This is a genomic window from Cellulomonas sp. SG140, from assembly GCF_025770785.1.
Lineage (GTDB): Bacteria > Actinomycetota > Actinomycetes > Actinomycetales > Cellulomonadaceae > Cellulomonas.
Genome location: NZ_JANZLA010000007.1, coordinates 220425 through 234113 on the forward strand (window position 1 = coordinate 220425; position 13689 = coordinate 234113).

At 69.1% G+C, this 13689-nt stretch carries 9 protein-coding genes and 2 pseudogenes; 9 read left to right on the forward strand and 2 right to left on the reverse strand.

Translation table 11 applies throughout. The features are described from left to right. The first annotated feature begins 41 nt into the window (after positions 1-41). Positions 42-1025 carry a DnaJ C-terminal domain-containing protein gene (locus tag N0B34_RS14130; RefSeq protein WP_263732050.1) on the forward strand — a complete coding sequence of 328 codons (984 nt, stop codon included), beginning with the start codon at positions 42-44 and terminating at the stop codon, positions 1023-1025. 29 nt (positions 1026-1054) lie between these two features. Beyond that, positions 1055-1486 carry a heat shock protein transcriptional repressor HspR gene (locus N0B34_RS14135; protein WP_263732051.1) on the forward strand — a complete coding sequence of 144 codons (432 nt, stop codon included), beginning with the start codon at positions 1055-1057 and terminating at the stop codon, positions 1484-1486. Between the two features lie 39 nt (positions 1487-1525). On the opposite strand, the gene N0B34_RS14140 is transcribed toward N0B34_RS14135, so the two are convergent. Next, on the reverse strand, positions 1526-2125 hold the full coding sequence (locus N0B34_RS14140) for a TetR/AcrR family transcriptional regulator (protein ID WP_263732052.1): 600 nt from the start codon (positions 2123-2125) through the stop codon (positions 1526-1528). A 68-nt stretch (positions 2126-2193) separates the two neighbouring features. Here N0B34_RS14140 and N0B34_RS14145 point away from each other — a divergent pair, with 68 nt between their 5' ends. The 6 genes from N0B34_RS14145 (at position 2194) to nrdF (ending at position 10117) form a co-directional block, all read left to right on the forward strand. Beyond that, positions 2194-3672 (forward strand): MDR family MFS transporter, encoded by a 1479-nt coding sequence (locus N0B34_RS14145; protein ID WP_263732053.1) that lies wholly within the window; start codon positions 2194-2196, stop codon positions 3670-3672. Between the two features lie 119 nt (positions 3673-3791). After that, a complete protein-coding gene (locus N0B34_RS14150; protein ID WP_263732054.1) occupies positions 3792-5678 on the forward strand; it encodes an AAA family ATPase in 1887 nt (628 codons plus the stop codon). A 441-nt stretch (positions 5679-6119) separates the two neighbouring features. Next, positions 6120-6365 (forward strand): glutaredoxin-like protein NrdH, encoded by a 246-nt coding sequence (gene nrdH / locus N0B34_RS14155; RefSeq protein ID WP_263732055.1) that lies wholly within the window; start codon positions 6120-6122, stop codon positions 6363-6365. A gap of 198 nt (positions 6366-6563) precedes the next feature. Then, a complete protein-coding gene (gene nrdI / locus N0B34_RS14160) occupies positions 6564-6980 on the forward strand; it encodes a class Ib ribonucleoside-diphosphate reductase assembly flavoprotein NrdI (protein ID WP_263732056.1) in 417 nt (138 codons plus the stop codon). Beyond that, a complete protein-coding gene (nrdE, locus tag N0B34_RS14165; RefSeq protein WP_263732057.1) occupies positions 6950-9097 on the forward strand; it encodes a class 1b ribonucleoside-diphosphate reductase subunit alpha in 2148 nt (715 codons plus the stop codon). Before nrdI ends, nrdE begins: the two co-directional genes overlap by 31 nt. Before the next feature lie 42 nt (positions 9098-9139). Beyond that, positions 9140-10117: a class 1b ribonucleoside-diphosphate reductase subunit beta gene (gene nrdF, locus N0B34_RS14170; RefSeq protein WP_263732058.1), complete on the forward strand. Its 978-nt coding sequence runs from the start codon at positions 9140-9142 to the stop codon at positions 10115-10117. Between the two features lie 302 nt (positions 10118-10419). On the opposite strand, the pseudogene N0B34_RS14175 reads toward nrdF, so the two are convergent. Next, positions 10420-11383, reverse strand: a pseudogene (locus N0B34_RS14175) (leucine zipper domain-containing protein). Between the two features lie 1953 nt (positions 11384-13336). Here N0B34_RS14175 and N0B34_RS14180 point away from each other — a divergent pair. Continuing rightward, positions 13337-13689 (forward strand): annotated as a pseudogene (locus N0B34_RS14180) (ribonucleotide-diphosphate reductase subunit beta); the annotation flags it as partial.

A 13689-nucleotide genomic window follows, 5' to 3' on the forward strand; every position in this document is an offset into this window, starting at 1 on the left:
ACGATGCACGCAGGCGCGACGACGACGAGGAGGGAGGCACCGTGACCGGCCAGGACTGGCTCGAGAAGGACTTCTACGCCGTGCTCGGTGTCCCCAAGGACGCCGACGCCGCGACCATCAAGAAGGCCTTCCGCAAGCTCGCGCGGCAGCTGCACCCGGACCACAACCCGGGGGACGCCACCGCCGAGGCCAAGTTCAAGGACATCGGCGAGGCGTACGCCGTCCTCTCGGACACCGAGCAGCGTCAGCAGTACGACCAGCTGCGCGCGATGGCCGGCGGTGCCCGGTTCACCGCGCCCGGCGGGGGCCGGGGCGGGGCCGCCGGGTTCGAGGACCTGTTCGGCGGCATGTTCGGTGCCGGCGGCCAGGGCGGCACCCGGGTCCGGTACTCCACCGGCGGCGGTGGCGGGTTCGAGGACATCCTCGGCGGGCTCTTCGGCGGCGGTGGTGGCGGGTTCACGCAGCAGCGCGGTCCGCAGCCCGGCATCGACCTGACGGCCACCACCACGCTGCCGTTCCGCACGGCGGCCGAGGGGTCGACCGTGTCTCTGTCCGTCGAGGGGCGCACCGTCACGGCGCGCATCCCGGCCGGGGTTCGTGACGGTCAGAAGATCCGGCTGCGCGGCAAGGGCCGGCCAGGGGAGCGCGGCGCCGAGCCGGGCGACCTGGTCATCACCGTCTCCGTCACGCCGCACCCGGTGTTCTCCGCGGAGGGCGACAACCTGCGTGTCACGGTCCCGGTCACCTTCGACGAGGCCGCGCTGGGCGCGACCGTCGACGTGCCGACGCTGGACGGCTCCACCGTGCGGGTCAAGGTCCCCGCCGGCACGCCGTCGGGCCGCACCCTGCGCGTCAAGGGCAAGGGCATCCACACCGCCAAGGCGACCGGCGACCTGCTGGTGACCGTGCAGGTGGCGGTGCCGCAGCGGCTGTCCGGTGCCGCGAAGGAGGCCGTCGAGGCCTTCGCCAAGGCGACCGCGGACCAGGACGTGCGGGCCGACCTGATGGCCCAGGCGCGTACGTGACCAGGTAGGACGTAGGGGAGGTGAGGGGTGTGGACGACGACGCCAAGGTGTTCGTCATCTCCGTCGCGGCGCGGCTGGCCGGCATGCACCCCCAGACCCTGCGCCAGTACGACCGCCTAGGCCTGGTCCAGCCTGGCCGCACCACGGGCCGCGGCCGGCGCTACTCCCGCCGTGACATCACGATGCTCCGCGAGGTGCAACGGCTCTCGCACGACGAGGGCGTCAACCTGGCCGGCATCAAGCGCATCCTCGAGCTCGAGGAGGAGCTGGAGGCCGCGCGGCGGCAGGTCGAGTTCCTCCGCACCCTGCTGAACCCGGGCCGCCGCATCTTCACCGCCGACCCCACCGGCAACGTCGTCGCCGACCGCCGCCCGCCGTTCACGGGCGAGGCCGAGCAGCGCCGCACCCCCCGCTGGGTCCCGCGCCAGCTCCTCGCCGGCCCGAGCGCCCGCCGCAGCTAGGGCACGTCGGCGCGCCGCAGCCGGGTCGGCGCCATGGCCTCAGCGCGCGACGACGAGGGGGAGCACCACCTCGTCCACGATGGAGACGATGACGTCGTCGGGGACCGCCCGGTGCGTGAGCAGCAGCTCGTGGCGCATCAGGTCGAAGGCGAGCGACCGCACCCGGGGCGTGAGCCGGGCCGGGTCGGCCTCGCCGCGTTCCACGGCGCGGTCGAGGATGCTGTCGACGAGGCTGACCCGGCCCGCGAGGAACTCCCCGCGCAGGTCCGCCAACGTGGTCCCGGTGTCCTCGTAGAAGCCCGCGATGCGGGCGCTGAGGAACAGCGCCAGCATCGGGGCCCGCCGCCGGGACGCGCTCCGCAGCGCCTCGATGAGGTCGCCCCGCAGGCTGCCGGTGTCCGGCACCGGCACGGTCTCGTTGAGCCCGGCGTGGGCGATGGCGGCGCGCACCAGCTCCGGCTTGCCCGGCCAGCGGCGGTAGATCACCGCGCGGGCGGTCTGGGCGCGCTCGGCGACCGACTCGATCGTCAGGCCGTCGTACCCCTTCTCGACCAGCTCCTCCCAGGTCGCGTCGAGAAGCGCCTTCTCGAGCGTGGCGCCACGCCGGCGCCGCCCGGGTCCGTCTGCTGTAAGAGACATTGCGTTTCCTAATTGAGAGTCCTACGCTGCACGAGTCGTAAGATACAGAACGTCTCTCAGGAGTCCCGATGACCTCGACCGGTGACGTCGTCGCAGCACCCGTGCCGCTCGTGGACGAGGGGCCGGACCCGCAGGTCTGGCGCATCGTCTGGGCGGTGCTGGTGGGCGGGATGGCCGTGCTGTTCGACACCACGATCGTCGCCGTCGCGCTGCACACCCTGGCTACCGACCTGCACACCTCGGTGGCGACCATCCAGTGGGTCAGCACCGGCTACCTGCTCGCCATGGCGATGACCATCCCGATCGCGGGCTGGGCGCAGCGCAGCCTCGGCAGCAAGCGGCTGTGGATGGCGGCGCTCGCCCTGTTCCTCGTGGGCTCCGTGCTGGCCAGCCTCGCCTGGAGCGCGGCCAGCCTCATCGCGTTCCGCGTGGTGCAGGGCGTGGCTGGCGGGTTCCTCATGCCCCTGATGTCGACGCTGGTGATCCAGGCGTCCGGTGGCCGGGCCCTTGGGCGCGTGATGTCCGTCGTCAGCCTGCCGGCCGTGCTCGGCCCGATCCTCGGACCGGTGGTCGGCGGCCTGATCCTGCAGCACCTGCACTGGTCGTGGATGTTCTGGGTCAACGTCCCCTTCTGCGTCGCCGGGCTGGTCCTGGCGTCGGCCGCCCTTCCGGCAGACGGCCCGGCACGGCGGGCGCCGCTGGACGTCGTCGGGCTCGCCCTGATGGCCCCCGGGCTCGTGGCCGTGCTGTGGGGGCTGTCGAACGCCGGCAAGGCAGATGGCTTCGCACGCGAGGACGCCCTCACCCCGCTGGTCACGGGGATCGTGCTGCTCGGCTGTTTCGTCGCCTGGGCGCTGCGCCGGCCCGGGCGCGCGCTGGTCGACGTGATGCTGCTGCGGCACTGGCCGCTCGCGTCGTCGTCCCTGCTGCTGTTCCTGTCCGGCGTCACCCTGTACGGCGCGATGCTCCTGCTGCCTTTGTACTTCCAGCAGGAGCGCGGCACCACGGCCCTCCAGGCCGGGCTCCTGCTGATCCCGCAGGGCCTCGGTACCTTCGTCAGCCGGTCGCAGGCCGGACGCCTCTCGGACACCGTCGGCGCCCGCTGGCTGGTCGCCACCGGGTTCGCCGTGGTCGCGGTCGGCACGGCTCCGTTCGCGTTCGCTGACCGGCACACCAGCGACGCGCTGATCGTGGTGGCGCTCCTGGTGCGCGGGGTCGGGCTCGGCATCGTCACCATGCCGCTGATGGCCCTGGGATACCGGGGGCTGCAGCGGTCGCAGGTGCCGGACGCCAGCATCATCACGCGCATCGCCCAGCAGGTGGGCAGCTCGTTCGGCACCGCTCTGCTCGCCCTGGTGCTGACGTCGACGATCGCGGTGGCCGGCTCTGCCACCCAGCTGGCGGGCGCGTTCCAGGACGCCTTCCGCTGGACGCTCGTGTTCACCGCCGCCGGCGTCCTGCTGGCGCTGGCCCTCCCCGGGTCGGTACCCGATGCGGCCACCCAGGCGAGCCCGACCGGGAGTGCCGCGAGGACCCCGGTGCGCTAGCGCCCCGAGCCGATCATGTGTCCGAGTTGTCGGATTCCTGGACCCGTTCGACGATGGTGGTTCGCCACCCCGTCGTCGTCGCACGCCCATCGAGGTGCGGCTCGAGGAAAGGGCCCACCGTGACCGACATCGCGCCCGAGACCGTGCCCGAGACCGCCTCAGAGGCCGAGCCCGCGCCGGTGCCCCGTCGGCCCGCGCTGCACGACGTCGCGCTGGACCGGGAGCGCATGCGACGCCGGCGGCTGCTGAGGCTGACCGTCGCGCTGGCCGCCGTGGAGCTCTGGGTGGTGCTCCGGTCGCTGGCCGGCGCCCCCGTGCTGCCGCTGCCGCACCTCGACCCGCTGGTGATGGTGCCCGTCCTCTTCTTCGTGGCGCTGATCCTCATGCTGGTCGGCACGCAGGTGGGCGCCAGCCGGTCGCCGCACGTCGTCTACCGGCCGGAGCAGGTGGACGTGACGCTGGACGACGTGATCGGCATCGACCCGATCATCGAGGACGTGCGCCGGTCCATCGACCTGTTCTGGACGCACCGCCGGTTCGCCGACCAGATGGGTGGCACGCCGCGGCGCGGGCTGCTGTTCGAAGGGCCGCCCGGCACCGGCAAGACCATGACGGCCAAGGCGATGGCCGCCGAGGCGGGCGTGCCGTTCCTGTTCGTGTCCGCGACCAGCTTCCAGTCGATGTACTACGGGGCGACGGCGCGCAAGATCCGCTCGTACTTCCGGGCGCTGCGCAAGGCGGCCCGCACCGAGGGCGGTGCGATCGGGTTCATCGAGGAGATCGACGCGATCGCGATGCGCCGCGGCGGCCTGTTCGGCTCGGTGGCGACGGAGCAGTCGGGCACGCTGCCCGGAGCAGGCGGCACCGTCCGCCACGCGATCATCAGCGAGGGCACCGGCGGCGTGGTCAACGAGCTGCTGGTGCAGATGCAGTCGTTCGACGAGCCGGTGGGCGGCGAGCGCCTGATGGGTCGGCTGCTCGACGCGGTCAACCTGCTGCTGCCGTCGGACCGGCGGCTGCGTCGTCGTCGGCCTCGTCGAGCGCCCGTGCTGCTGATCGCCGCGACCAACCGCGCCGACTCCCTCGACCCGGCCCTGCTGCGCCCCGGTCGCTTCGACCGCCGGCTGACCTTCCCGACGCCGGACGCGCACGGTCGCCGCGCCCTCGTCGACCACTTCCTCGCCCGCCGGGCGCACGAGCCCGAGCTGGACGACGCGACGCTGCGCGACCGCGTCGCGGCGGCCACCAACGGCTGGACCCCGGTGATGGTGGAGCACCTTCTGGACGAGGCCCTGGTCAACGCCCTGCGCCGCGGCGCCGAGGCGATGAGCTTCGCCGACGTCGAGCACGCCCGGATCACCGAGCTGGTCGGCATCGGCCACCCGGTGACCTACACACCGGCCGAGCAGCAGCTGATCGCCACCCACGAGGCGGGGCACGCCGTCACCGCCTGGCTGGTGGCGCCCCGCCGCAACCTCGAGGTGCTGACCATCGTCAAGCGCGGCGCCGCGCTCGGCATGCTGGCGCACGACGACTGCGAGGAGGTGTACACGCAGTCGCACGACGACCTGTCCGCCCTGGTGCAGATCGCGATGGGCGGCTGGGTGGCCGAGGAGCTGTTCTTCGGCGGCACCACCACCGGGCCGGCCTCCGACCTGGCGGCCGCGACGCGCACCGCCGCGCAGATGGTCGGCGCGGCGGGCATGACGGGGTCGCTCGTGTCGCTGGCCGCCACCGGCAAGGACGTGGTCGAGGCGGTGCTGGCCGACGCCCGCGCCCGCGACCGGCTCGAGGAGGTGCTCGACGAGGCCCGCAGCGCGGTCCGCCGCCTGCTGGCCGGCAACCGCGACCTGGTCGAGGCGCTGCGCGACGCGCTTCTGGAGCGGCACGAGCTGATCGGCGACCAGATCACGGACGTGCTCGAGGCGGCCCGGGCCGCACGCGAGGGTGAGTCGCCGGCCCAGCACGCCCAGCCGGCCGCCGCGGGGCACCTGCGCATCGCCTGACCCGCGGGCCAACGGGTGAATCCGGCACCGTCGCGTGGGTTGCCCGGGATGGTGCCCGCCGGTCTCGGTGTCGAGCCCTGTGGACGGCGTGTGGGCGGCTGCGCGGCCCTACGGGGGCGGCTGTGGACGGCGTGTGGACGACGCGCCGACGCCCTGGGGACGGCGCCTCGCGGCCGTCCCCCGTTCGCCGCGAACGCCCTGGCCAGGGGCCCGTGTCAGTGCCCGTCCGTAGGATTGCCTCACCATGCACAGGGTGAAAAACAACACACGTGTAACACAAGCCCTTGTGGCTGGTGGCAAGCCCGACCACTAGGTGTAGTGTCGAGATCCGACGCACGGCGCACCGCTCCAGCGGGTCGCCCACCGACGTCGGGGCTCCTGGCGGCACCTGCCGGGAGCGACGAGACGCAGCAGAGCAGCAGGATCACTGGGGAGCCACGGATGACGATCACGGTCTACAGCAAGCCGTCGTGCGTGCAGTGCAGCGCCACCTACCGCGCCCTGGACAAGCTCGGCTACGAGTACACGGTGGTCGACATCAGCGAGGACGCGGACGCCCGCGACTACGTGATGTCCCTCGGTCACCTGCAGGCCCCCGTCGTCATGGCCGGCGGCGAGCACTGGTCGGGCTACCGCCCGGACCGCATCAAGGCGCTCGCAGAGCGCATGGCGACCGCGGTCGCCTGACGAGGCTCGGCGAGCGCCGGCCCCGAGCCGGAGCGCTCGTCCGACGGACGCCCCGGGCCGGCGCTGGACAGCACCGTGCCGGCCCGGAGGGCACCGTCCCCGCAGATCCGGGGACGCGCTGATCACAACTAGACCGCCGGGCATCTCTGCCCCCGGCGGCGGCGCGACCGCAGGTCGGAACCGGGGAGGGGGTGCGCCGTGGGCTCGTTGGTGTACTTCTCGTCGGTCTCCGAGAACACCCGTCGGTTCGTCGACAAGGTGGGTCTCGCGGCGGAGCGCATCCCGCTGCGGCCCACCGACGGGTTCCTGCACGTGCAGGAGCCCTACGTGCTCGTCGTCCCCACCTACGGGGGCGGCAACGAGGGCGGGGCGGTGCCCCGCCAGGTGGTCAAGTTCCTCAACGACGAGGGCAACCGTGCGCTGATCCGCGGCGTGATCGCGGCCGGCAACACGAACTTCGGCTCGGCCTACTGCAAGGCGGGGAAGGTCGTCGCAGCGAAGTGCGACGTCCCCTACCTGTACGGGTTCGAGCTCATGGGAACAGCAGAGGACGTGACTCGCGTCCGCGAAGGATTGGGGCGGTTTTGGCAGCGACGGCGACAGATTCCCGCGTGAGCGCGACGGGGCTGGACTACCACGCCCTGAACGCGATGCTCAACCTGTACGACGCGGACGGGAAGATCCAGTTCGACAAGGACCGTGAAGCGGCGCGGGAGTACTTCCTGCAGCACGTCAACCAGAACACGGTGTTCTTCCACGACCTGGACGAGAAGCTCGACTACCTCGTCGAGAACAAGTACTACGACCCGGCGGTGCTGGCGAAGTACGACCGCGCCTTCCTCAAGACGCTGTTCGAGTACGCCTACTCCAAGAAGTTCCGGTTCTCGACGTTCCTCGGCGCGTTCAAGTACTACACGAGCTACACGCTGAAGACCTTCGACGGGAAGCGCTACCTCGAGCGGTTCGAGGACCGCGTCTGCATGGTCGCCCTCGCCCTGGCGGACGGCGACACCGACTTCGCGGTGTCCCTGGTCGACGAGATGGTGTCGGGCCGGTTCCAGCCGGCGACGCCGACGTTCCTCAACCTCGGCAAGGCGCAGCGCGGCGAGCCCGTCAGCTGCTTCCTGCTGCGCATCGAGGACAACATGGAGTCCATCGCGCGCGGCATCAACTCCGCCCTGCAGCTGTCCAAGCGCGGCGGCGGCGTGGCGCTGCTGCTGAGCAACATCCGCGAGCACGGTGCGCCCATCAAGCACATCGAGAACCAGAGCTCCGGCGTCATCCCGGTGATGAAGCTGCTCGAGGACTCGTTCAGCTACGCCAACCAGCTCGGTGCCCGTCAGGGCGCCGGTGCGGTGTACCTGCACGCGCACCACCCGGACATCTACCGGTTCCTCGACACCAAGCGGGAGAACGCGGACGAGAAGATCCGCATCAAGACGCTGTCCCTGGGCGTGGTCATCCCGGACATCACGTTCGAGCTGGCCCGCAAGAACGAGCCGATGTACCTGTTCTCCCCGTACGACGTGGAGCGCGTGTACGGCGTGCCGTTCGCGGACATCAACGTGACCGAGAAGTACCACGAGATGGTCGACGACGCGCGGATCCGCAAGTCGAAGATCAGCGCCCGCGAGTTCTTCCAGCGCCTCGCGGAGATCCAGTTCGAGTCGGGCTACCCGTACATCGTGTTCGAGGACACGGTGAACAAGGCGAACCCGATCAAGGGCAAGATCACCATGTCCAACCTCTGCTCGGAGATCCTGCAGGTCTCCACGCCGTCGGAGTACAACGAGGACCTCTCGTACAAGACGGTCGGCAAGGACATCTCCTGCAACCTGGGCTCGCTGAACATCGCGCTGACCATGGACTCGCCCGACTTCGGCAAGACGGTGGAGACCGCGATCCGCGCGCTGACCGCAGTGTCCGACCAGACGGACATCGAGTCGGTCCCGTCGGTGAAGAAGGGCAACGCGGGCGGTCACGCCATCGGCCTGGGCCAGATGAACCTGCACGGGTACCTGGCGCGCGAGCGGATCTTCTACGGGTCGGACGAGGGTCTCGACTTCACCAACATCTACTTCTACACGGTCGCCTACCACGCGATCCGGGCGTCGAACCAGCTCGCGATCGAGCGGGGGAGCGCGTTCGAGGGCTTCGCCGACTCGAAGTACGCGTCCGGTGAGTACTTCACCAAGTACGTCGAGACGGAGTGGGCGCCGCGGACCGAGCGGGTCGCCGCGCTGTTCGCCGACGCCGGCATCCACATCCCGACGCAGGACGACTGGCGGGCGCTGGCCGCCTCGGTCGCCGAGCACGGCCTGTACAACCAGAACCTGCAGGCGGTCCCGCCCACCGGCTCGATCAGCTACATCAACCACTCGACCAGCTCGATCCACCCGATCGCCAGCAAGATCGAGATCCGCAAGGAAGGCAAGATCGGCCGCGTCTACTACCCGGCTCCGTTCATGACGAACGAGAACCTGGAGTACTACCAGGACGCGTACGAGATCGGCCCCGAGAAGATCATCGACACCTACGCCGAGGCCACCCAGCACGTGGACCAGGGCCTGTCGCTGACGCTGTTCTTCAAGGACACGGCCACCACGCGCGACCTGAACAAGGCCCAGATCTACGCCTGGCGCAAGGGCATCAAGACGATCTACTACGTGCGCCTGCGCCAGCTGGCGCTCGAAGGCACCGAAGTGGACGGCTGCGTCAGCTGCATGCTGTGACGCACCCGTGACGGAACTGACGACGAACGACGAGGAAGCACGATGACCCCCCCGAAGCTCAAGCTCATCGACCGCGTGTCCGCGATCAACTGGAACCGGTTGGTCGACGACAAGGACGCCGAGGTCTGGGACCGCCTCACCGGCAACTTCTGGCTGCCGGAGAAGGTCCCGGTGTCCAACGACATCCAGAGCTGGGCCACGCTCACCGAGGCCGAGAAGACGATGACGACGCGCGTCTTCACCGGCCTGACGCTGCTGGACACCATCCAGGGCACGGTCGGCGCCGTCAGCCTGATCCCCGATGCGCTGACCCCGCACGAGGAGGCCGTCTACACGAACATCGCGTTCATGGAGTCGGTGCACGCGAAGAGCTACTCGTCCATCTTCTCCACGCTGATCTCCACCCCGGAGATCGACGAGGCGTTCCGCTGGAGCGAGGAGAACGCCAACCTGCAGCGCAAGGCGGAGATCGTGCTGCAGTACTACCGGGGTGACGAGCCGCTCAAGCGCAAGGTCGCGAGCACCATGCTCGAGTCGTTCCTCTTCTACTCGGGCTTCTACGCCCCGATGTACTGGGCGTCGCGCGCCAAGCTGACCAACACGGCCGATCTGATCCGCCTGATCATCCGCGACGAGGCCGTGCACGGGTACTACATCGGCTACAAGTACCAGAAGGGCCTCGAGCAGGTCACCGAGGCCGAGCGGGCCGCCCTCAAGGAGTACACGTTCGAGCTGCTCTTCGAGCTGTACGAGAACGAGGTCGAGTACACGCAGGACCTGTACGACGAGCTCGGCCTGACCGAGGACGTCAAGAAGTTCCTCCGGTACAACGGCAACAAGGCGCTGATGAACCTCGGTTACGAGGCCCTGTTCCCGCGGGACGAGACCGACGTCAACCCGTCGATCCTGTCCGCCCTGTCGCCGAACGCCGACGAGAACCACGACTTCTTCTCCGGCTCGGGCTCGTCCTACGTGATCGGCAAGGCCGTGAACACGCAGGACGAGGACTGGGAGTTCTGACCCGGACACCGCAAGCGCCCCGAGCGCGATGAGGACGGACAGTTCTTGCCTGCGCCGCGACACACGTAGTTGTGGCTGTGACAGCGGCGACTGAAGTTGGAACCCTGACAGGCCCGGGATGAGCCTCTGAGGTGGCAGTGAACCTAGGGTCTCTGCGGATCGGACGTCCGCTGCGCCCTAGGCTTTCGTAGTTCCATGCCGGACCGAGTCAGGGGCTTGTGGGCATCCGGCCTCAGCTGCATTTTGTCGGTGAGGCGATCAAGGTCCAGCAAGTCCGGCGGGCATCTAGATGTACTCGGCCGTCACGTTGGTGACACTCGGGCGATGGGGCGGCGCCGACGGCGTGGTGGTGACACTCAGCGTTGTACCGGGCCAGCCAGGTGGTGAAGGCGGCGGTGCGGTCGGTGAGCCAGGGTTGGCGGTAGGCCCTTCCGTTGGCCAGGGTGCGGTTGAAGCGTTCGACCTTGCCGTTCTGCCAGGGACGGTTCGCCTTGATGAACCGGCGCTCCGCGTCGTGCACGGCGAGGGGGTCGGCGACGTCGCGACTGTGGGCGTAGGACCAGTGGTTGTCGGTGATGACCGCGCGCACCACGCGCCGAGGTTGGCGAAGTGGGTCAGGGCCCGGTCGATCAACCCGGCGCAGGTGGTGCCCTTCTCGTCGGGGAGGACCTCGGCGTAGGCGACGCGGGAGTAGTCGTCGACCGCGGCGCGCACGTGGTCGAATCCGATGCGGGCGTTCTCGTGTGCGGCGGTGTCGTCGGCCGATCGACCGTGCCACCGCCAGCCGCCGCCGGGGGGGGGGATGCGGCCGTTCTTCTTCTCGTCCACGTGCACCAGGTCACCCGGGCGCATGTGCTCGTAGCGGATCGCGGTGGTCTTCGACGCCCGGATCAGCTCACCGGTGATCGGGTCGCACTGCCACAGGTAGGGGACGGCGGCGCGACGCAGGATCCGACTGATCGTGCGGGCCGGGACGCCAGTGACGCGAGCCAGCTCGTCCGGTCCGCGTCGTAGGCGCGCCCGAGCCGATAGCACCACTGCGACCCGCTGCGGGTCGCTGGCGCGCGGCGAGCGGCGCGGACGCCAGGAGCGATCGACCAGGCCCGCGCGCCCCTCGGCATCGAACCGCGCAACCCACCGGTGCGCGCACTGACGCGAGACACCCAGCTCGCGAGCCACATGCGCTAGCGGGCGCCCCTGCACCCGCACCCGCTGCACGAGCAACCACCTGCCATGCGGCGTCAGCCGCGCATTAGCGTGAACCACGAGGGCCTCCGGATCGTGAAGACGAGACATCTCCACTACGCCGGAGGCCCTCGCTCACATCAAGACTTCGTCACCAACCTCTTGGCCGAGTACAACAAGTCGATCACCCAGCGGGCAACGTCGACGCTCACCGGCACCGAGCGATCGACGTTCGTACCGCGCGTGAGGTGCTGGTGGCCGGCCCGCTCAAGGATGGTGAGCGGCCAGGACGGAGCGGTATCCCCGTGTGCTGCGCTAGGAAAACAGCCCAGCTTTGACGCAGACCCCGAGGACAGCAACCCTGGACTCACCCTCGGCCCGCCACTTCGCCGCAAACGCGCCGACGACGGCACCTTCACGGCAATAAGCACGCGCGACCCGGTGGCACTGCTCATCCTTTCCGAGCGCGACATCAGGTCGATTCGGGTCCAGTTTCCGAAGGGCGATTGACTGCCACGCAACTCAGCAGTGGGCGACTCGACACGGGCGCTGGCTGTCGACCGTGTGCTGCCGCGGTGCGGCCCGGAAGGCTCCTGCTCTGGAATCTCCGCGGACTCCGCATCGAGCCGGACGCGATCCTCGTCGAACTCTTCGCGCAGCCGCGACGCCAGTACAGCGGGCGTAGCGCAACTCGAAGCGACTCCCAGGGGCGGTTCACCACGTCGCCAGGCGTCCAGCGAGGCAAGGTGAGCACGAGGCGGTTTTGCCAGCCAACCCTTCCGGCTCGGGTGTCACGCTGCTGACCTATCAGAGCGGCCCTGGGGCTCGGCTCGGCGCCACAGAACGGCACGTGCCACGTCCGCTTCCGCTTCGATGTACCGAGTTCTGGGGTGACCCTCATGCCACTCCAACGCAACAACGAACGTCCCGGGTCGGCTACCGCTCCTGGGCGCAGTAGGCCTTACACCTGCCGCCGCCTGGCGCGATGCTTCGGTCCCAGGGATAGCTCACCCGGGGGGTCGTCTCCTCTCGGAGAACGCCAGAGTGCGATAAGCGCTGCGGCAATCCAGGCGAGCGACGCGCCTTCGAGCACGAGTCGAGTATCTCTCAGGCGCTGCGTGCTGCTGGTCTCCCAGACCTGGAACCCCTCCGAGACTTCCGATACACACGTGGAGTCCACGCCTCTGGGCAAGGCCACATCTTCCTCGTAGACGTATTCACGATTGTTCGGATCGGGGCTTGGTTGTGTCGTACCGCGGACATAGGCGCCGTCGTCGCCCATGAATACTTCGGCTGAGCGCGTCGTGGGGATACTCAGCAGGCATAGATGCTCGTGGGCCGAGCTGTCCGTATCCGCAACGACTGTGTCGACGATCGGGAGTTCAAGTCTCCGACCGTCTCGAACATCGCTCCAAAGTGAGTGGACGACGTTCGTGCAATGCACAGAGAACACCTTCGAAGCGTCCTCAGTGGCCACGGTGGCCGGAATCGTAAGCTGCGTCACGCTGCCACCGGGCCCGAATATCGCAAGAGCATCGCCTTCTGGCCCCCCGACGGATTCTTCGGCTACGTGGTGACGCACTGGAATCCGTACCCCCACAGTAGATTCGCAGTCCGTCAATGCAAGACCAAGGGGCTCCCGTACCGTAAGAGTTGGAAGCGTCGACGGCACCGTCCCGCTCGTCGTAACCACTACGTCCATACCATCCCCTGTGCGGCCCCGAGAGGGTGACGCAGAGATCGCGATCGTCACCTTCGTCGTACGCGGGTCGAGATTCTCAGCACCTACCACAAGCGTCGGCGGCCAAGGATGTTCGCGCGTCAACCACGTTATCGACCAACCTGCGGGCAGCAGAGACCAAATCAGGATGGCGAAGAGCGGGAGAAGATGCCAACCGCGAACCATTCCGTGTTGACGCGCGTCCACAGGCGCGGTGTCTCCGTCTAGTCGCCTATGCCGCCGCACGACAGGCAGTCTAGGGCCCGCGTTTGCGCATGCGGATTGTGGGGTCAATGACGCATGCCGCGTGGGAGTCTGCCCTCACGCTGCTGCACACCATCTAGGGCACCGTCGGCGCCGTCAGCCTGATCCCCGATGCGCTGACCCCGCACGAGGAGGCCGTCTACACGAACATCGCGTTCATGGAGTCGGTGCACGCGAAGAGCTACTCGTCCATCTTCTCCACGCTGATCTCCACCCCGGAGATCGACGAGGCGTTCCGGTGGAGCGAGGAGAACGCGAACCTGCAGCGGAAGGCCGAGATCGTGCTGCAGTACTACCGGGGTGACGAGCCGCTCAAGCGCAAGGTCGCGAGCACCATGCTCGAGTCGTTCCAACAAGGCGCTGATGAACCTCGGCTACGAGGCCCTGTTCCCGCGGGACGAGA